This window comes from Acinetobacter sp. ANC 4169, from assembly GCF_002135355.1.
In the GTDB taxonomy this organism is placed as follows: Bacteria; Pseudomonadota; Gammaproteobacteria; order Pseudomonadales; family Moraxellaceae; genus Acinetobacter.
The window spans coordinates 23197-43289 of sequence record NZ_NEGE01000021.1 but is presented as its reverse complement, the minus strand read 5'-3'; the positions used below and the strand labels follow the sequence as shown (position 1 = coordinate 43289).

Annotated in this window: 20 protein-coding genes; 12 read left to right on the top strand and 8 right to left on the bottom strand. The window is 42.8% G+C overall.

Annotation, left to right across the window (positions count from 1 at the left end):
* Positions 1 to 215: IS3 family transposase (locus tag B9T26_RS14580; protein WP_143223032.1), on the top strand; the 215-nt coding region annotated here is incomplete at its 5' end.
* A 7-nt stretch (positions 216 to 222) separates the two neighbouring features.
* Here the strand turns inward: B9T26_RS14580 and B9T26_RS14575 are convergent.
* Positions 223 to 1290, bottom strand: a complete 1068-nt coding sequence (locus tag B9T26_RS14575; RefSeq protein ID WP_086200380.1) for a molecular chaperone DnaJ — start codon at positions 1288 to 1290, stop codon at positions 223 to 225.
* 282 nt (positions 1291 to 1572) lie between these two features.
* Between B9T26_RS14575 and B9T26_RS14570 the strand changes: the two genes are divergently transcribed.
* The 5 genes from B9T26_RS14570 to B9T26_RS14550 all read left to right on the top strand — a co-directional run bounded on the left by B9T26_RS14570 (position 1573) and on the right by B9T26_RS14550 (position 5770).
* Positions 1573 to 2250: a YetF domain-containing protein gene (locus tag B9T26_RS14570; protein WP_086200379.1), complete on the top strand. Its 678-nt coding sequence runs from the start codon at positions 1573 to 1575 to the stop codon at positions 2248 to 2250.
* Positions 2251 to 2584: 334 nt separating this feature from the next.
* Positions 2585 to 3532, top strand: coding sequence for a transporter substrate-binding domain-containing protein (locus B9T26_RS14565; RefSeq protein WP_086200378.1), 948 nt, complete (start codon positions 2585 to 2587; stop codon positions 3530 to 3532).
* 71 nt (positions 3533 to 3603) lie between these two features.
* Positions 3604 to 4347, top strand: coding sequence for an amino acid ABC transporter permease (locus tag B9T26_RS14560; protein ID WP_086200377.1), 744 nt, complete (start codon positions 3604 to 3606; stop codon positions 4345 to 4347).
* Positions 4347 to 5030 carry an ABC transporter permease subunit gene (locus B9T26_RS14555; protein WP_086200376.1) on the top strand — a complete coding sequence of 228 codons (684 nt, stop codon included), beginning with the start codon at positions 4347 to 4349 and terminating at the stop codon, positions 5028 to 5030. Before B9T26_RS14560 ends, B9T26_RS14555 begins: the two co-directional genes overlap by 1 nt.
* A 14-nt stretch (positions 5031 to 5044) precedes the next feature.
* A complete protein-coding gene (locus tag B9T26_RS14550) occupies positions 5045 to 5770 on the top strand; it encodes an amino acid ABC transporter ATP-binding protein (RefSeq protein WP_171263018.1) in 726 nt (241 codons plus the stop codon).
* A 65-nt stretch (positions 5771 to 5835) separates the two neighbouring features.
* Here the strand turns inward: B9T26_RS14550 and B9T26_RS14545 are convergent, their stop codons facing one another.
* Positions 5836 to 6570 carry a carbonic anhydrase gene (locus B9T26_RS14545; RefSeq protein WP_086200374.1) on the bottom strand — a complete coding sequence of 245 codons (735 nt, stop codon included), beginning with the start codon at positions 6568 to 6570 and terminating at the stop codon, positions 5836 to 5838.
* Positions 6571 to 7160: 590 nt separating this feature from the next.
* On the opposite strand from B9T26_RS14545, the gene B9T26_RS14540 reads away from it, so the two are divergent.
* Positions 7161 to 8348, top strand: coding sequence for an ammonium transporter (locus B9T26_RS14540; RefSeq protein WP_086200373.1), 1188 nt, complete (start codon positions 7161 to 7163; stop codon positions 8346 to 8348).
* Between the two features lie 435 nt (positions 8349 to 8783).
* Here B9T26_RS14540 and B9T26_RS14535 read toward each other — a convergent pair whose 3' ends face one another.
* Entirely contained in the window at positions 8784 to 9470 is a 687-nt protein-coding gene (locus B9T26_RS14535; RefSeq protein ID WP_086200372.1) for an HAD family hydrolase, read from the bottom strand.
* Between the two features lie 208 nt (positions 9471 to 9678).
* Between B9T26_RS14535 and B9T26_RS14530 the strand changes: the two genes are divergently transcribed.
* Positions 9679 to 10368: a phosphatase PAP2 family protein gene (locus B9T26_RS14530; protein ID WP_086200371.1), complete on the top strand. Its 690-nt coding sequence runs from the start codon at positions 9679 to 9681 to the stop codon at positions 10366 to 10368.
* Positions 10369 to 10386: 18 nt separating this feature from the next.
* Here B9T26_RS14530 and B9T26_RS14525 read toward each other — a convergent pair whose 3' ends face one another.
* From B9T26_RS14525 to B9T26_RS14505, 5 genes are all read right to left on the bottom strand, one after another.
* Complete coding sequence (locus B9T26_RS14525) at positions 10387 to 11697, bottom strand: sensor histidine kinase (protein ID WP_086200370.1); 1311 nt, start codon at positions 11695 to 11697, stop codon at positions 10387 to 10389.
* Positions 11698 to 11709: 12 nt separating this feature from the next.
* The gene (locus tag B9T26_RS14520; RefSeq protein ID WP_086200369.1) at positions 11710 to 12384 is read right to left on the bottom strand and encodes a response regulator transcription factor; all 675 of its coding nucleotides are present in this window, start codon (positions 12382 to 12384) and stop codon (positions 11710 to 11712) included.
* A gap of 9 nt (positions 12385 to 12393) precedes the next feature.
* A complete protein-coding gene (locus B9T26_RS14515; RefSeq protein WP_086200368.1) occupies positions 12394 to 14061 on the bottom strand; it encodes a phosphoethanolamine transferase in 1668 nt (555 codons plus the stop codon).
* Between the two features lie 128 nt (positions 14062 to 14189).
* Positions 14190 to 15308, bottom strand: a complete 1119-nt coding sequence (locus B9T26_RS14510; RefSeq protein ID WP_086200367.1) for a porin — start codon at positions 15306 to 15308, stop codon at positions 14190 to 14192.
* Between the two features lie 112 nt (positions 15309 to 15420).
* Positions 15421 to 16689: an MFS transporter gene (locus B9T26_RS14505; protein WP_086200366.1), complete on the bottom strand. Its 1269-nt coding sequence runs from the start codon at positions 16687 to 16689 to the stop codon at positions 15421 to 15423.
* Between the two features lie 230 nt (positions 16690 to 16919).
* Here B9T26_RS14505 and B9T26_RS14500 point away from each other — a divergent pair, with 230 nt between their 5' ends.
* The 4 genes from B9T26_RS14500 (at position 16920) to B9T26_RS14485 (ending at position 19969) form a co-directional block, all read left to right on the top strand.
* Positions 16920 to 17546, top strand: coding sequence for a 1-acyl-sn-glycerol-3-phosphate acyltransferase (locus tag B9T26_RS14500; protein ID WP_086200365.1), 627 nt, complete (start codon positions 16920 to 16922; stop codon positions 17544 to 17546).
* A gap of 63 nt (positions 17547 to 17609) precedes the next feature.
* Positions 17610 to 18527 (top strand): patatin-like phospholipase family protein, encoded by a 918-nt coding sequence (locus B9T26_RS14495; protein WP_086200364.1) that lies wholly within the window; start codon positions 17610 to 17612, stop codon positions 18525 to 18527.
* A 99-nt stretch (positions 18528 to 18626) separates the two neighbouring features.
* Positions 18627 to 19100 carry an NfeD family protein gene (locus tag B9T26_RS14490; RefSeq protein WP_086200363.1) on the top strand — a complete coding sequence of 158 codons (474 nt, stop codon included), beginning with the start codon at positions 18627 to 18629 and terminating at the stop codon, positions 19098 to 19100.
* A 14-nt stretch (positions 19101 to 19114) separates the two neighbouring features.
* Positions 19115 to 19969, top strand: a complete 855-nt coding sequence (locus B9T26_RS14485; protein WP_086200362.1) for an SPFH domain-containing protein — start codon at positions 19115 to 19117, stop codon at positions 19967 to 19969.
* The last annotated feature ends 124 nt before the right edge of the window (positions 19970 to 20093 follow it).

Here is a 20093-nt window from a genome sequence, read left to right as displayed (position 1 = left end):
TGACGGAAAGCTTCTTTCATACATTGAAAGGTCATGTGGTACACGGGAGTGTGTTTACTACCCGAAAAGAAGCCAATGCTGTCTTGTTTGAATATATTGAGATTTACTACAATCGAATTAGACGGCATTCTGCAAATGGCTGGTTAAGTCCAGAAGCTTTTGAACAGAATTATTTTAAGAATTTAGAGGGACCGATTGTCCACGATACTGTCTAGGATCACCTCACCCCGAACCTCTCCCATAGGGAGAGGGAGAAAAGCATCGAAGCACATTATTCCCCATCAACATCTCTACCCCACTTACCTTCCTCATATACTTTAACCGTTCTTTCTCCCCTTTTAGCTGCTTTTTCAGCGCTGAAGTATCAGCATCCACCTGCTTATATAAATCTGTAATTTTTACTTTGCCTGTCCATGTTTTTCTATTCCAGCTCAGCAATTGAATAATTTCGTCTATTTGATCATCCAACTTTTGGCTTTGCATATCTAAAGCCAGTTGATAAAACTTCATCTGCTCGGCACTTAAACTTTTTGATGAGCCGCCCCGATTCTGCTCAATCTGGATTTGCAATTTCAGCAGATAAAATAAATCCTGCGCTGCATAGGCCTCATTCGCCCGTTGCAACAACTCAGTCTTTTCTACTTTTTTAGCTTCATCCGGTTCACGATCGGGGTGAATAGTGGCAGCAATTTTTAAGTACACTGTTTTCAACGACTGCTCAGCCAGCTTTGACGCTTGCTCCAGTTTTTCCTGCTGGCGTTTAAGCTTGGCTTGCTCGCGAACTTGGCTGTACTGCTCGGTATCCCATTCTTCAAAATCGTCAGAGGCCATCTGATCCGAAGCATCGTCATCAGCAAAGAACAGCTTTATATCCTCTACGCTTTGCTTTTTATTTTTTCTGGCTTGAGTGTATTCAATATGCTGTTGATAGTAATTATAAATGTCCTCAACGATCTGGGCTTGTTGCCCTGATAAAGATTGAGAATCCTTTAAGTAAGCCGCAAGATACTGGATTTTGACATCCAGCTGCGTCGCTTCTGCCTTGGAAAATTCTGCCTCATGCAAATGCTTCCATAGCTGTTCCAGTTGCTGAAACAGTACCGTATGTAGCTCATGATAAACAGGCATCAAAGTCTGACGGGTATATTGCTGAATCTGTTCCTGCGCCTGCTGCCACTGCTTCAGTTCAAGCTGCTGCTGTTCAATTTTATCAATCAGCCGGTTCAGCTTTCTCTGCTGCGGCGAAAGCTCGGCATCGGGTTGAACCGTGGTTTTTAAATTGAAAGACATGGCTCTAGTCAAAGCAAAAAGAAAATTATACCTGATTTGCGCGAAGTGATCCTTACATCCTGAACTCGATCAGCAGAAGCAATGCCATAGCGGGCTTACCAAAGTGAACCGTGCTGACTTGTGTGAAACTGCTCATTTTCCATTCTAAAGCCGTTTTTTATTTGCATTAACTAAGTCACTAAAATAATTGCAGTTCTTTACCGAACTATAAACATACCTTCTGCTCTACTGGTGCATATTATAAAAGAATGATCAATGAAGCAGAGATAAGGAATCATACACATGGATTGGGCCAGTATTTTCATACACGACACCAACTGGGAATTTGCCGCTGAAATTGTGGTGCGCTGTGTGTGTATGTTTATCATGATTATTCTGTTTTTACGTCTGACCGGTAAACGTGGTGTACGGCAGCTTTCGGTGTTTGAACTGGCCATTATTTTGTCCCTCGGCTCGATTGCCGGTGACCCGATGTTTACCGAAGACTTGCCCTTAATTCAGGCACTGCTGATCATGAGCGTCATCATCATGATGTACCGCCTGACCACCTGGCTGATGATGAAATACCAACCCTTTGAAGATTTACTGGAAGGCAAGTCGCTATACATTGTAGAAGATGGTGTATTGGTACTGGAGAAAATCAAGCGCGGGAAAATGTCACACGACGAGTTCTTTGCCGAAATGCGCCAGCAAGGCATTGAGCATCTGGGCCAGGTGAGTGCCGGGCTGCTCGAAAGCGATGGTAAATTTAGTATCCTGCTGTTTCGCCCTGAAGACATCCGTTACGGTTTACCGCTGTTTCCCAAGCAATATCAGAAAGTTACCCAGATAGAATCCAACACTCATTATGCCTGCATGTACTGTGGCTATGTCGATCATCCTGACCAGCCCGAGCAGTCCTGCCCACGCTGTGGCTGTTGCCGCTGGGCCAAGGCTATCAAGGAACAGATGCTCAGATAATCCGGAACGATCTTAGGTTTTTTATCTTTTATTCAAATTTAGCGAGTAGAACTTTAGTCGAAGCCGTAAAACTCATATTCCAGCTGGCATGTTTCCTGCTGTAGTTAAGGCTTTGTGTTATGAGGCTTTGGCCAAAAAAAACATTTATTTCATAGTCATTTATTGGTAACAAAACGGTAAAAAAATTTGCTTGAGCAATCCTTCAAAACTCGCTTAAGATGAAAACTGATGTACTTATATAGACAAAATAAAACATCTTTTGCATAAAAAAATAAGTGGCTTTCTGTGGGCAACTTGGCACTTGATGATAATGATATAAAAAGGAGTTTTATATATGACCCATAAACGCAGTATTACTTCCTTACTTTGTGCAAGCGCGCTCATGCTTGGCTTGAGTGCTTGTAGTGACAATAAAGCTCCAGCTACAAGTGAAAAAGCCGCTGGTACAAATGATGCAACCGCTTCAGGTACACTCGACAAGATTAAAAAATCAGGCACGATTGTGCTGGGATACCGCGATTCCTCTATTCCATTCTCCTATATTGCCGACAACCCGAATCAGCCGGTGGGCTATGCACACGATTTACAGTTAAAAGTTGTAGATGCCGTGAAGCAGAAACTGAATATGCCGGATTTAAAAATTCGTTATAATCTGGTGACCAGTCAAAACCGCATTCCTCTGGTGTCAAACGGTACGGTTGATCTGGAATGTGGTTCTACCACCAACAACAAAGAACGCCAGCAACAAGTCGATTTCTCGGTCGGTTTCTTTGAAGTGGGTTCTCGCCTGCTTACCGCTAAAGATTCCGGCATCAAAGATTTTGCCGACTTAAAAGGTAAAAAACTGGTGACCACGGCGGGTACCACTTCGGAGCGTTATATCCGTCAGCATCAGCAAGAATGGGGTATTGGTGAAATTATTTCTAGTAAAGACCATGCGGAATCTTTCCTGATGCTACAAAATGGTCGTGCCGCTGCATTTATGATGGATGACATCCTGCTGGCCGGTGAAAAATCCAAGGCGGCTGATCCGAATAAATGGGTAATTGTTGGAACTGCACCAATTCATGAAGTTTATGGCTGTATGCTGCGTAAAGGCGATACTGGCTTTAAACAGGTGGTAGATGATGCCATTAAGGCCACCTATAGCTCTGGTGAAATCAACAAGATGTATGAGAAATGGTTCCAGCAACCGATTCCACCAAAAAATATCAATCTGAACTTCCAGATGTCCGATCAGTTGAAGGCTTTAATCAGCAACCCGCATGATCGTGACCAATAAGCATTAGAACAACAACTTTATCCATCAGGCGAAAAAAAGGATTTTTTGCCTGATGCTACTCAGGAGTTACTATGAATTATAGTTGGAACTGGGGAGTCTTATTTCAGCCCACCGGAGTGGGCGACACGACATATTGGAACTGGATTGTGACCGGTCTCGGCTGGCTGCTGGTCATTGCCGTGGTGGCTTGGAGCATTGCCCTGATTTTGGGCAGTATTCTGGGCATCATGCGCACCTTGCCCAGTCCAACCGCACGCGGTATAGGCACTGCTTATGTGACGCTATTTCGTAATGTCCCTCTGCTCATTCAATTGTTTATCTGGTTCTATGTAGTTCCCAACTTTTTACCCACCCCCATCAAATTATGGTGGATGAATGATCTGGGTGCCAATACCACAGCACTGATTTCAGCCAGTGTCGGCTTGGGGCTATTTACCGCCGCACGGGTCTGTGAACAGGTGCGTACCGGCATCGAAGCTTTACCTGTCGGCCAAGTCAATGCCGGTTATGCCATGGGCTTTAGTACCGCTCAGCTTTACCGTTATGTGATTTTGCCACAATCTTTCCGGATGATTTTGCCTCCACTCAGTTCCGAGTTGACCAACTGTGTTAAAAATACCTCTATCGCTTCATTGGTGGGCGTGGCAGAAATTATTTCCCAGATGAAAACCATCAGTGAATACACCCAGAACACCATCGAAATTTATACCTATGTGACCATCATCTTTATTGTGATTAACTTCTGTTTAATTCAGGCAATGAATATGCTGGAAAAACGCTTACGTGTTCCCGGTCTGATTGCAGGAGATAAATAATGGAATGGCTCACTGCATTTTTAAATGACTTACAACTCTCTGCTCCAGCCTTGTGGCATGGTCTGAGCATTACCCTAAAAGTAGTCATCAGCGCCACGATTGGGGGCATTTTGATTGGTACCCTGCTGGCCTTGATGCGCCTGTCTTCCTTTAAGGTGCTGAATTTATTTGCGCAAGGCTATGTCAATCTGTTCCGTTCAATTCCCTTGTTATTGGTGCTGATGTGGTTCTATTTTGCGGTGCCGTTTATCTATACCGCAGTCACGGGGAATTACCTGACCATTGATACGGCACTGGTGTCGAGTATCGTGGCCTTTATGCTGTTTGAAGCGGCTTACTTTTCGGAAATTGTCCGGGCTGGAATTCAGTCCATTCCCAAAGGGCAAACCGCAGCCGCATATGCCTTAGGTATGAGCTATGGCCAGTCGATGCGGCTGATTATTTTGCCGCAAGCGTTCCGTAAAATGACGCCGCTACTGTTACAGCAAACCATTATCCTGTTTCAGGATTCAACCATGGTTTATGCCATTGGTTTGCTGGACTTTTTCAGAACAAATTACGTACGTGGCGACCTGATGTCGTTATTGACCCAATATATTTTATTTGCAGGTTTGGTGTACTTTACCGTGAGTATGATCGCGACCTATGCCGTTAAAAAATTACAAAGGAAGTTAACTGTATGACTGATGGTAAAGTGATGATTGACCTCCAGAATGTCAGCAAATGGTACAAAGATTTTCAGGTACTGACTGACTGCACCACCCAGATTCATCAAGGTGAAGTGGTGGTGGTCTGTGGGCCTTCCGGTTCGGGCAAGTCTACCCTGATCAAAACTGTGAACGGTCTGGAACCTTTCCAGCAAGGCAATATTATTGTTGATGGAATTTCCATCAAGGATCCAAAAACTGACCTGACCAGACTGCGCAGCCGTGTGGGTATGGTGTTCCAGCATTTTGAGCTGTTCCCGCATTTGAGCATTACCGAAAACCTGACCATTGCCCAGATTAAAGTGCTGGGTCGATCTGAAGCAGAAGCCAAGAAAAAAGGCTTGGCCTATCTGGATCGTGTTGGACTGAGTGCCCATGCCAGCAAGTTTCCGGCACAACTTTCAGGAGGACAGCAGCAACGTGTAGCCATTGCCCGTGCCTTGAGCATGGACCCGATTGCGATGCTGTTTGATGAACCGACTTCGGCACTGGATCCGGAAATGATCAATGAAGTGCTGGATGTGATGGTGGAGCTGGCCAAAGAAGGCATGACCATGATGTGCGTAACCCATGAGATGGGCTTCGCCCGTCAGGTGGCTAATCGGGTCATTTTTATGGACCAAGGTAAAATTGTCGAACACTGTACCAAAGATGAATTTTTTAATACCCAGCGTGGTGAACGTGCACAGCAGTTCCTGAATAAGATTTTGCATTAATCCTGCAAGATTTAATTATGAAAGATTAATAAAAAGCAGATCGGATGATCTGCTTTTTTGTTGGGTTACTCTAGAACCAAACGTGCATTGGTGGCCTGTACCGGGCGGTTATTCGGATGCTCCATTAAACTCGAAAAGGCCTGTATCTGCTGTTTTGATGCCTGCTGAATGTCTTTCAGTACAATCCAGCGCACCCCTTCAGAACAAGGTGGCGTGGTTAATGAACCATTAAAACGGTAATAGTCTAAAGGCTCAGGTAAGAATGCGGCAGCAATGTCTTGGTGTTTTAACTGAACAGCACCACCGGCTTTTTTCGGCAATTCTTGCCATAATTTTTTTAGTTTTTTGTTTTCCTGTCCCTGTTCAAACATCACCGCGACTACTGCCAACTCCCCTTGTGCATTGGCATGCACCAAATGCATTTCCATGGCATAGCTTTTCCCCTGAATGGTATTTTCACTTGGGCTATGTAAATGGAACTGTTTTAACTGAAAGCTTTGTTGATCCAGTGCTAGCGAACTTCCTTCATGAAAATTAACCTGTACCGTACGATTATTATTGATGATGGTTTCAGCCTTGGAACTGTAATTGAATTTTAAGGCTGGCAGTTCAGCAGCTATGGTTTGATCAATATTAATTGGTGATTGGTTCAAGCCCTCGCAGGCCTGATATTCTGGTTTGATCTTGCTCCACTGTGCAGCTGACTGTGCTGCATACCCCCAATCAAAAACTGTACCTTCGGCTGCGAAAGTAGAATGAATTCCGAACAGTGCCAGGCAAGTAACCATACTCCGTTTCATAGGCTAATCCTTAAAATACAATATAAAATGAGCACTTATCTTGTCGGCTTGCTATTTTGAGATCAAAACCAAAACTACCAATTGTTTAGGCTATTTGTATCTAGAATTGAGTGATTATTCATCAAAATTGGATGTTCAATATTTCCGTTCTTTATCTTCATTCCAAATTCTTTATCTCTGGCTAAAATCTGAATCCGATTTTTTTATGCACTATAATTGATGATAAAATCATCTAAACTTGCTTTATCAGCAGGCATTTTTACTGAATATTGTTTAAATTATTTTTTAACATCTTCGCTTAAGAATATTGCCACTATTCAGTGCCATAAAAGCTCAATAAAAGCCACTTCTTTTAAAACCTTAAATTCCCCTAAATTATCATATATTTATTTATAATTTATATTTAAAATTATTGCACCATTATGGCGCACAAAATATACTTTCAATAACTCTTTGCTTTATATCGAGTCTTATGAGTTTTTGAGGCGGTTTAATCAAAATTTCCCCGTTCCGAACATCTTCACGAAAATAATCACATGGTTATACTGAATTTCTTTTTGTGATTTTAAGCACTAAAATGGAGCCATGAAATGCAAAATATTGATTTACTCTTTCTCCTTCTTGGTGCGATTTTAGTTCTAGCCATGCATGCAGGTTTTGCATTTTTGGAACTGGGGACAGTACGTCATAAAAACCAGGTCAATGCATTGAGTAAAATCCTGACAGATTTCTCCATTTCTGCCATCGCCTATTTTTTTGTGGGCTATTACATTGCATATGGGCAACATTTTTTTCACATCGGTGCCACGCTAGCCGCAGATCATGGCTATAACCTGATGCGCTGTTTCTTCCTGCTTACTTTTGCAGCTGCCATTCCTGCCATTATTTCTGGCGGTATTGCTGAACGTGCCAAAATGCGTTCACAAGCCATTGCTACCTTATTGCTGGTTGCCTTGGTCTACCCGTTTTTTGAAGGAATTGCCTGGAATGGCAATTTGGGATTACAAGCATGGTTAGGCAAAACATTTGGTGCCAGTTTCCATGACTTTGCCGGTTCTGTGGTTGTACATGCCATGGGCGGCTGGATTGCGCTGGTCGCGGTGATTTTACTTGGCGCACGTTATGGACGTTATAAAAAAGATGGTCGTGTAAGTGCACATCCGCCTTCTTCCATTCCTTTTCTTGCCCTCGGCTCCTGGATTTTAATTGTCGGCTGGTTTGGTTTTAACGTGATGAGTGCACAACGTCTGGATGTGATTTCCGGACTGGTGGCCATTAACTCACTCATGGCCATGGTTGGCGGTACCATTTCAGCCAATATCATGGGTAAAAATGACCCGGGCTTCTTGCACAACGGTCCTTTAGCCGGTCTGGTAGCGATCTGTGCAGGTTCGGATGTGGTTCACCCGGTAGGTGCACTGATTATTGGTGCCATTGCCGGTATCATTTTTGTCAAACTTTTCACCTATACCCAAAACAAACTTAAAGTAGATGATGTACTTGGTGTATGGCCTTTACACGGCGTGTGCGGCACTTTCGGTGGCTTGGCTGTGGGGATTTTTGGACAACAATGGTTAGGCGGTTTGGGTGGTGTTTCCATGATTTCCCAAATCATCGGCACCTTGCTTGCAATCTCTGTTGCACTTGCTGGCGGCTTTATAGTTTACGGTTCACTGAAAGCCATCATGGGTATTCGTTTATCACAAGAAGAAGAATTCCGTGGTGCCGATTTATCGATTCATAAAATTTCTGCCAATTCAGAAGAAACCATTTTTTAATACTTGACTGTTTAAACTGAATCAAGATTTTCAGCGCGACTCGAAAGGGTCGCTTTTTTATTTCTTAGATTTAACTGTTTAAAACAGTTTTCCCTTATTCAATAGACTTCTTTCATAAATCATTTTCAATGACTACAAATTGTTCGTAATGCAAAGTTAAAATTGATTTTAGTAGGTATTTGATTCATGAGTGTGGCATGAATGCCACAACGTTTCTCATCCCTTGCACTGCATTTTAAAGCAGTGCTTAAAACTGGCTCAGGATGTCGTGTATGAGAAACAAAAGGTTTTTCTTGCGGACTCAAAATATATTTTGAGATCCTCATTTTGACCTTTCAAAAGTAGAGACATTGCCTACACAAAGGTATCAAAATGAAATCACTTAAATGTGAGGCTGTGGGGATTTAGAAAATCTAATATTGAACATCATCAATATTATAAAAACTGCTTAATTTCCGCCAGACTTTGAATGCGTGCGATCTCCTGAGATACCTCCGAATCATGAAAACCTTGTAGCCATAAGGCATTCATTCCTGCACAAGTTGCGCCCTGTATATCGTTAACAGGATGATCACCAATAAAAAGGCAATGCTCTGGCGCAATGTCTAACTTTTGACTGGTATACAGAAAAATTTCCGGATTCGGTTTACTGATGCCGACCAGTTCCGAACTGACAATTTCATCAAAATAATGGCTAAAGCCCAAACCTTGTAAAATGGTTAAACGGGTAGCATGACCCCCATTAGAAACCACTGCCAGTTTATAGTCTTGCTGTTTTAATTCGCTGAGCAGTTGATTGGCACCTTGCATGGCCACTGCCGATAATCCAAATTGTTGAAACCAGAATTGGGTCAGCTCATCCAGCTCGGGCAAACTGTGCCATTTTAATTCTTGCAGTAAGGCATCAGCCACAGAAGCAGCAATACTGGGATGGGTCAATAATTCTTTTTTTGGATATCCTCCGTTATCGATGCGGCGGATAATGGCCTGAATTTGCGTGATTTGCTCAGCCTGTAATTGATGCTGATACCTTTGTGCCAGAGATTGACTATAAGCCAGAATACTTTGATCACGATGCGTTAAAGTATTGTCCAGATCGAATAAAACAGCACGAATAGTCATTTGAATACCTATACAAATCTTGCCGCTAATGTAGCACCGAAGCTTGATTGCATTATGCGCTTTCTTCGATATGCTTATCAGTATTGCATGCAAAATGGGGCATCGTTTCCTGCTCTATTTAAAAATTAACTCAGCTTCAAGCATTACTTAAGTCTCAGTTAAGTTTTTATTGCTGTAATCGGAGCACTTAAATTCATTCATCTTGACTATGCACGATAAGCAACGCTTCATGCTCTATCAGGGCTGCTTCCTCATTATCAGTTTCTGTGTACTTTTGGTGGGCTTCCCTATTGGTGGCTCTCTGGATCTGGCACTGATTCATCCCTGGGTGAGTGAATCGGGGAAATTCTTGCTCCGTGACAACTGGTATTTAGCCGAGCTGAATCACCGCTATGTTAAAGATTTGATTATTTTGGTCTATGTCATTTTCTGTATGCTCTGGCTCGCCTCATTCAAGCTTGAAAAATTCAAACCATTAGGTTGGAGCTATGGCTATTTCTTTTGGCTGGTTATCCTGTCGACCTCAATTATCGGGCTATTAAAATCACAATCGGCTCACGCCTGCCCATGGAATATTACTATTCCCACCCCTCAAGGTTTCTTATGGGATTTTTCTGCCACCAAGGGTCACTGTTTCCCGGGCGGTCATGCTGCTACCGGCTTTGCACTGATGACCGGATATTTTGTTTTTAGACAGTCCGATAAAAAACGTGCCTATTTTTATCTGGTGACTGGCCTGATTTTAGGTTTTGCCATGGGCTGGGCACAGATGATGCGCGGCGCACATTTCCTTAGCCATAACTTGTGGACTGCCTGGGTGATCTGGCTGGTGAATGTCGGCTTTTATCTGTTCAATTATAAAAAATTCAAACCGACTTCCGTGCAACATCCCTTTTAAACCGAAGGCCAAAGCCTGTTACAACGGCAATTGCACATTCACCTGTAAACCGCCCAGACTGGCACTCTTGGAAAAAGACAGGCTGCCACCCAAACGCTCAGTGGCTTTGTCTACAATAGACAAGCCCAAACCACTGCCAATTTCCAGATGATGGTGAATCCGGTAAAAGCGCTTAAGAATGTTTTCATACATCTCTGGCTCAATTCCCGGGCCACTATCCTCAACTTGTATCATGGCAAAGCCGGCCTGTTTAAACACAGATACATTAATGACCCCTTGATGGGGGGTGTATTTAATCGCGTTATCAATCAGGTTAAAAATAATAGAATGTACCGCCGATTGCTGACTGTGCAGCAATAGCTCTTCCTGGCGCTCCATCCCCAAATCAATTTCTTTTTGCATGGCTAAATGAATGAGTTGTTCTACGCAATTCACCGCAACCTGATTGAGCAAAAATTGCTGTTTGGTTTCAAGCTCCATGATCGAGGCATCCTGTTTAGCCAGATTGAGTAACTGGCTGACCAGATGCTGAATACGGATTAAGCCCTGACTTAAATTCTGTAAATCCTGATCTTCAGGAGACTGTTTTAACAAAATCTGGATCTGTAAATTCAAGGCCGTGATGGGTGTGCGCAGCTCATGTGCAGCATCGGCAATAAACTGACGCTGCTCCTGTTGTGACTGTGAAATACGGTCAAACAGATGATTCATTTCAACAATGGTTGGAACAATTTCTACCGGATAATCATTCATTTGAATAGCCGTTAACTCATCTGAATCACGGCGTGCCAATTCTGCCTTAAAGTCATCTAAGGGCTGCAAACTACGACTGATAATCCAGCTCAACCCCAAAATCACCACAGACATAAACAGCAGATAAGGCAGAAACATGCTGCCTGCCAGCTCTAAAGCCAAATGCTCTCTGGCAGATTGCTGCTGACTGACTTGAATCTGTCTGTCTTTTAAAGGCAAGACATAGGTATGCCAAATGCCCTGTGCGGTTTTATGGGTATAAAATCCGGCTTTTTTCACTGGCTGAACCAGCAGGTTTAAGGCATGGGTTTTATGATCCTGATTCGCATAAGACCAGACATCGACAAATAAATCTTCTTCCTGATAATGCCTGGACTGATCAATTTGGCTTTGAATCGGTTCAGGATCATGTAGCGCGACGCGTTCTGCCAGATTTTGCATCTGTGCATCTAAAATTTCATTTATTTCTTCCAGCGCAATCCGGTAAGCCGAAAACACCAGCAGACAACCAAAAGCAATACTGAAAATTGAAATATAGATAATCAGACGTTTTTTTAATGAATACTGTGGTTGCACCAATGATTAACCTTATAATTGCCCCAGTCGATAGCCCAACCCGCGAATGGTCCGAATAAAATCTTTGCCGAGTTTGGCGCGTAAATGGTGGACATAAACCTCAATGGTATTGCTGTTTATCTCACTGTCCAGATCATATAACTTATCTTCTAAATTGGCTTTAGAAAAAATCTTGTTCGGATGGCTAACCAAAGGAATTAAAATGGCCCATTCACGATTGGACAAGTCTATATACTGTCCCTGAAACTTGGCAATGTGCTGCTCAACATCCAGTACCAAATCACCATAAGCCAAGGTTTTTGAGCTATCTTGGCTTGTTTCTGCACCGCTACGGCGTAATAAAGCATGAATGCGTGCCAACAGCTCGTCAAACTCATAAGGCTTGATTAAATAATCATCTGCACCATGATTCAAGCCATCGACCCGGTTTTGCAACTGATCACGGGCAGAGATAATCAGTACCGGCAAAGTTGGCCATTGCTGGCGAATATTTTTCAACACCTGCATACCATCCATCATCGGTAAGCCAAGATCGAGTAAAACAATATCGAATTTTTCTTGTGTCAGCCTTTTTAAACCATCAATACCATTATTGACCCATTCCACATCCATTTGTTGATATTTCAACAAAGTCATGCTGGATTCAGCAATCATAAAATCATCTTCAATCATTAATATTTTAGTCATGCGTTAAACTCATAGTTTCTTTTTTGATTGGCATTGCTGCAACATATTATATTGCTCATCCATGGTCTGGCTTTGAACATCGAGCAGACCCAGCAGGCTTGGAAATAAATTATCCTGACTCAATTCTTGGCTTTTTTGCTGAGCTAAGCAAGCAATTTGCGCAGAATTTTGTTGACGCCACTCAGCTGAGAACCACATCAGCATAGGAATATGGGTCTGCTGTGTAGGTGCAATGGCATAAGGTGCGCCATGTAAATACATACCACTCTCACCTGTCGATTCACCATGATCGGACAAATACCAGAATCCGCTTTGATAACTGGCATTATCTTTTAATACTTGAATAATCGAGCTTAATACATGGTCGGTATACACAATGGAATTATCATAACTATTCAATAATTCTGTACTGCTACAGCCCTGAATGGCATTGGTATTACAGCTTGGTTTAAATGGCTGGTATGCAGCAGTTGAACGCTGAAAATAAGCCGGTCCATGACTGCCCATTTGATGCAATACAATTAAACGCGGTGTTTTGTCTGTTTCAGGAATCGCAGCAAGATAAGCTTTTAGGCTGTCTACCAAAATTTCATCATGACATTCCTCACCACCTGCACACCATTTCTCTTTAATGCTTTGTGGAATTTGATACTGTTCAACTCGGTTACAGGTGCCTTTACAGCCGGAATTATTATCAATCCAAGTCACCTTGTAGCCAGCTCGTTTAGCAATATCCAGCAATCCTTCACGATGGCTGGCAAGCTGGTCATCATAATCTTTACGCGGCATGCCCGAGAACATACAAGGCACTGAAACTGCTGTTGCCGTACCACATGAGCTGACATTGCTAAAATTGACAATATCCAGTTTAGATAGTTCCGGATTGGTATTTTTAGCATAGCCATTTAAAGAAAAACTTTCGGCACGAGCGGTTTCTCCCACCACCAGCACCATTAACTTAGGTTTATGCGACGTACTGACTGGCTGAGTTAAATGAGCATCTTCACCATAAACAACTAAAGGTAAATTTTGTTCCGGTGTTTTCTTTTTATAATATGAAGCGAATGATGAAATCATGTTTTGTGGTGAAATCATACTTTTTAAATCTCGATGCTCACGAAAGATCGCGGCAAAATCAATATAAAAAACAAATAACAGCCCACCAACTATAGCCAAGGAAAGCACAGAAGCCAGGGTTTTTTTCCAGAGTTGACGAACGATAGGTTCAGGTTTAATTTTTATCATTAAAGCCACAATAATGGGCAGTACGATCATCCCCAAGGTCCACAGCACTAAATTCAATGACCAAGTATCGCGTGCTTCAGAGACATTCGTTTGCATCAAATTTTGAATTTGATCTGGGGTAATTAACACGCCCAAAGAAGTCACGGCATAAGAAGCAAAACCACCGATAAATAACAGCGCAACCGTAATCGGCTTTACTGTCCATTTCCAATTAAACAGCTGAAAAATAAAGTTATAAGCTGCAACAAGCACCAATACAGTGGCTATTAAAAATAGATACGCCTTTGCACCTTGGTATGGTGTTAGGCTTTGTATTTTTTGAAAAAAAGTAAAATTTAAAATCGCACCCAGCCAAATCGCCAGCAATAAATTAAACTGGCTTAATGAAATCGGCTTTATCTTATTGCGTATTGGACTGATGATATTGGACATGGCTGTTGGCTAATCTTTTTACTGATGCCTTAATCTAAAATGCCAAACTTAAAACTCACTTAATAAAATAAAGTCATAAAAAAGGCGATGTAAACATCGCCTTTTGGGAAACAGTCAGATCTGACTCATTAGAATTTGTATTCTAAGCCTGTACCGACAACCGGTTGTTTAGTTTCCAAATCACCTTGTTCAAGGGTTAAATAACCTGCATAACCATAAGCTTTCACTTGTTTGTTAAATGCATAGTCTGCACCCACAAAAATTTGCTGTGCATCAAAATCTGATTTTGCTGATTTGAAGCTGGTGGTATTTTGGCTATATTGTGCTTTTACCGTCCAGGCTTTTGCAGCTGGAAGGTTATATTCCGCACCGACTAACCAGCCTTGTGAGTCATCGATATCTGCTGCTAATAGCTCATTGCCTGCTGCATCTTCAACTTCAGAAGTTTGATAAAGCGCTTTAAGTGCCAAACCACCATCCAAATTTACACGACCAATGGCACGAAGTGTATTTGCAGCAGCAAAAGCAGTTCCGGCAGCCCCAGCAGTTACTTCAGGTGTAGCTGCATTTAAAAAACCGCGGCCAGCAAAAGTACTTGGAATTGCTTTGTCATAAGCAATACCTGCCACAACCACTGGGCTGTCATATACTACAGATGCAGACCATGCATCACCTAAGCCACGACCGGCAGTTTTAGATGCGCCATTGCCTTTTGCAACGCCTGAAGCTTCACCAGAAGCCAATAAAGCATTGACTTTAATTGCACCTGTAGGCAAGGCAATTGCTGGAGATTCATAGATAACGGCATTCGAAACACGCGTTTCACCTGTCATGATACCTGTCACATCAGCTTTGTTTGCTACATAGTTATTGAATGTATCAACTGGGCTTGAAAGCTGTTTCAGTGGAGTGTCATGTGCACCCACTTTTAAAGTACCCAATTGCGCATCTTTTAAACCGACAAAACGGTTACGTTGCGACCAATCCGTACCTTCACCATCTGCGTTAAATGCCCATTCAATCGCATAGACTGCACTTAAACGATCGTTAAGTTTTTCTTCACCCTTTAAACCTAGAAATGAGCTGTTTGAACTGACTTCAACTACGTCACGATCAGAAACAGGCGATGCATTATCTTCTGGCAAGTAGTCGATACTTGCATCAATTTCCCCATAAAAAGTTGGCGCTGCAAAAGTTGATCCCGCTAACACACTTAAAGCAATCGCTGCTGCAATTTTGGTTTTCATTTATTAAGATTCCTAAATTATCTTGTAACAAATGTTACAACTGTATCTTGTATTACAAAATGATTAATTTTATATTTATATATATTTTTTAGTACTTTAGCTTGTCAGACAATTAAACGGCGGAGGATGGCCGTTTTGTTATATAGCTGATCCAGCGCAAGATAAAAACAATAGACAAAATCGCAATGATATTAATGGCCAGCAAATAATCGGCATAGCCCAGCATATCGGCAAAAATTCCGCTTAAGCTATACAATCCGCCACTTACGGTTGCCATCAGCGAAACCTGAAAAGTGAAATCTGTACCAGCCAGATGTTTACGGCTGTATTGCATCACCAAGGTCAGCATGACCACCAGCAACATGGCAGAAACCATGTCTTCAGCAGCATTAATTAAATAGATGATCCAGGCTTCAATATGCCGTTGAGCCTCATATTGAAAAGCCAGCCAGGTATATGCCGCCAGACTCAAAATCTTGAATATGGAAAAGACCAGCAGTGCTTGAGCACGGGAAAGAAACTTGAGGCTAAAACCGGCCAGCCCTGCTCCGGCTAATGCCGCCACGGCACCGAGCATGGTCACATAAATGCCAATTTGCGAAAAACTCAAACCTAAATCGACCATTAAGGGTTTCAGTAAAGGACCGGATAAGCCATCGGCAATCTTAAACGTGATCAGGACTGCCAGCCATGCAGCAAGATTCGGAGTTTGATAAAAATAAGCCAGATAATTTTTTACTTTCTGCCAGCTAAAGCTTTCTGCTTCAGTCATGGACGGCGTATGCTTCGGCCTATGCGGTTCTTTAAAAAACAGAATGGGCAGTGTATTAAGCAGTACCAGTGCCGCCAAAATTAAAAAAGTGCTTTGCCAATCCAGCCAGTCCAGTGCCCACAGAATGGCTCCCCCACCGACAATAAAACCCAGCCTTGAGCCAATGACCTGAAAAGTGTTGCCCCAATGCTGCTGTGCGTGATGCAGCAGATTAACGGCCAAACCATCGGTTGCAATATCTTGGGTGGCGCCCACCAGATTCATGCTGAGTAAAGCCACAAAAAAAGCCAGTAAATATTCAGGTTGGTTTAAAGCCTGTATAGGGAGAAAAGATAGACCAAGCAACACTGCGACACTGAGTAATTGAGTGGGTACAATCCAGCTACGGTAATGTCCAAATGCTGCATGACCGAAACGGTCGACCCAAGGGGCCCAGAAAATTTTAATCGACCAGGGCAACATCAATAATCCAAAACCGCCAATATGGGCCAGCGATACCCCCTGGGCACGTAAAATCACTGGCAAAGCATGGGTCATAAAGCCTACCGGCAAACCCTGGGCCCAATATAAAGAAAACAATAAAATATAGAGCTTAGGTAAAGTCGGCATACTGTTCCCTGAGTCTCATGCCTTTCAAATTATTCATATAAAGTTATTCATTTAAAATCATACTCTTAAAATTTTATCTTTAGAGTCGTATCGTGAAACTGCAGGCAGATTGATCATTCTGCTCAAGTCAGCTAAATAGATGTTTACTTTTTGCCAATGCATCTTATTTTACAAAAGCTTAGCATATTTTAAAGCCTATAAAATTTTGTCAGGAAGTTCAATCAACGGCCATGATCAAACATTTTCCTACATTGCCTGCTCAAGTTCCTGCCCGTAGCGGAAATTTAAGCCGAAATATTTTCAAAAAGATATTTCTAGCCCAAGGCTGGAGTTTTGATGGTGAATTTCCCAACCTGCCTAAAGCAGTGGCCATTATTTCTCCGCATACGTCCAATATAGATGCTTGGCATGGTTTTAGCGCATTGCTGGGGCTGGGTATCAAGATTACGGTATTTGGCAAACACACCTTATTTAACACACCGCTTAAACCCTTGCTGGAATGGATTGGGGTGATTCCGGTCAATCGCAGTATTCAACAAGGTACAACTCAGCAAATTATCGACTTTATTGATACGCAAGATCAGATCTGGGTCGGTATGGCACCGGAAGGAACACGCAAACAAGCTGAATCGTTTAGAAGTGGTTTTTACCGCATTGCAGTCGGTGCCCACATCCCGATTGTGATGTTTTCACTGGATTACAAAAACAAGGCCATTCACTGCCTGGGCGTGTTCTACCCGACTGGAAATTATGAACAAGATCTGGAACAGATTCTGAATCAATATACCGGCAAATTTTCTCCCAAAAATCCAGAATGGCTAGCCAAACCTTTACAAAATCGTATAAAAAATAGCTAGTCAAAATAGCAATAATCTGCTGTCATGTGCGCACTTTTGTCTATTTGGTATCCAATCGCAAATATGAAATTTGTGCAATATTCTTTAATGGGTCTACTTGCATTTAGCCTAGTTGGCTGCGATAAAGCGACTAAAACCCCTCCTCAAACCACTGTTGTTAAAGCCCGTGAGCCTGTGATTGCCATCGCTTTAGGCGGTGGCGGTGCCAAAGGATTTGCCCATATTGGGGTACTGAAAGTTTTGGAATCGCATGGCATTAAACCGAAAATTGTCACGGGCACCAGTGCCGGCAGCTTCGTGGGCAGTATCTATGCCAGTGGCAAAACGCCATATCAACTGCAACAAATTGCCCTAACACTGAAAGAATCGGACATCCGTGACCTCACCCTGAACAGCCAAGGCATTGTACAGGGGCAAAAATTGCAGAACTATGTCAATAAACACATTGCCAATAAACCGATTGAACAGTTTCCAATTCGCTTTGCGGCTGTCGCGACCCGTCTGGACACCGGGCTTAAAGCGGAATTTATTAAAGGCAATGCCGGTCAGGCCGTGCGTGCTTCATGCAGTATTCCCAATGTATTTGTGCCGGCCACTATTGGCGGAAAACAATATGTGGATGGTGGTCTGGTCAGCCCGATTCCAGTAAAAACAGCCAAAGCCATGGGCGCAGATATTGTGATTGCCGTGGACATTTCTGCGCGCCCCGAAGGCTCTAAACCGCTAAATATGTGGGGACTGCTGGATCAGACCATCAATATTATGGGACAGCAAAGCATCAATGAAGAACTGGGTCAGGCCAATGTGGTGATCCAGCCTAAAGTTGGGCATTTGGGCACCCTGGATTTAAAAGCCAGCAATCAGTCTATTCTGGAAGGTGAGAAAGCAGCCCAGCTGAAAATCATTGCCATCGATAAGGCGATTAGCGATTTTAAAAAGTCCGCCGCCGCTTTTAAACCTGCGCCAAAATCCAGAATTTAAAAATTATGCTTTTTTAATATTCAAAGACTTATTCATCTGCTAAATTGATATAGAGGCTGAAATGGTCTCTATTCATTTTTACAATACACGAGTAGATGTATGGAATTTGCTTTCGAACCTTGGCATTGGTTTGTATTGGGTGTGTTGCTCATTCTTTCTGAATTAGTCATCCCCGCTTTCGCTGCACTGTGGTTTGGCATCGCAGCCATCATGGTGGGCGTTTTATACTGGATGTTCCCGATGATGGGGCTTACCACCCAACTGGTCACCTGGATTATCTTGTCCATTCTGTGTACTTTGCTGTGGTTTAAATTTATTAAACCGCTTTCCATCGATAAAACCAAAGCAGGTTTATCGCGTGAAGCCACCATTGGTCAAGTCGGCATGGTCATTCAAATCCATATGCAACATGACTTGATTACCGTGCGTTTTCCGATGCCGGTTTTAGGTTCAGATGAATGGAACTGCCGTTCATTGTCACCGGTAAAAGTGGGTGATCGGGTACGCGTAATCGAAATTTCGGGTAATGATCTTGTGGTGAAACCCCACAATCCAAATAACGAAAATATATAAAGTGAGGAAATAACATGTCTGGTGGAACGATTATTGTTTTAGCGCTGCTGGTTTTTGCCGGCGTGACCATTTTTAAAGGGGTACGTATCGTCCCGCAGGGTTATAAATGGATCGTGCAACGTCTGGGTAAATACCATACTACACTGGGACCGGGACTCAGTTTTGTCATTCCTTATATTGATGAAGTGGCTTATAAAGTCACCACCAAAGATATTGTGCTGGATATTCCCTCTCAGGAAGTGATTACCCGTGACAATGCGGTACTGCTGATGAATGCCGTGGCCTATATCAATATCACCACGCCGGAAAAAGCCGTTTACGGTATTGAAAACTATACCTGGGCCATTCAAAATCTGGTGCAAACCTCACTGCGTTCTATTGTCGGTGAAATGGATCTGGATGATGCATTATCTTCACGTGATCACATTAAGGCTAAACTAAAAGCTGCCATTTCCGATGATATCTCTGACTGGGGCATTACCCTAAAGACCGTTGAAATTCAGGATATTCAACCGTCATCGACCATGCAGGCAGCCATGGAAGCTCAGGCGGCTGCCGAGCGTCAGCGCCGTGCAACAGTCACCAAGGCAGATGGTGAAAAACAGGCCGCCATTTTAGAAGCCGATGGCCGTCTGGAAGCTTCACGTCGTGATGCCGAAGCACAAGTGGTGTTGGCTGAATCCTCACAACGTGCCATCGAAATGGTCACTTCAGCTGTCGGGGATAAAGAAATTCCTGTGGCTTACTTGCTGGGTGAACAATATGTCAAAGCCATGCAAGACATGTCTAAATCGCCGAATGCCAAAACTGTGGTATTACCTGCGGATATTCTCAGCACCATTCGTGGGGTGATGGGTCGTAATCCATAAACACCTGTTCTTTATTAAAAAATAGACAGCACTGGCTGTCTATTTTTTTGCGTGCTGGAAAAATATCAGCAATTTTTTTTAATCTATGGTTAAATTTCGCGTTATTTTTTGAAATTATTTGTGC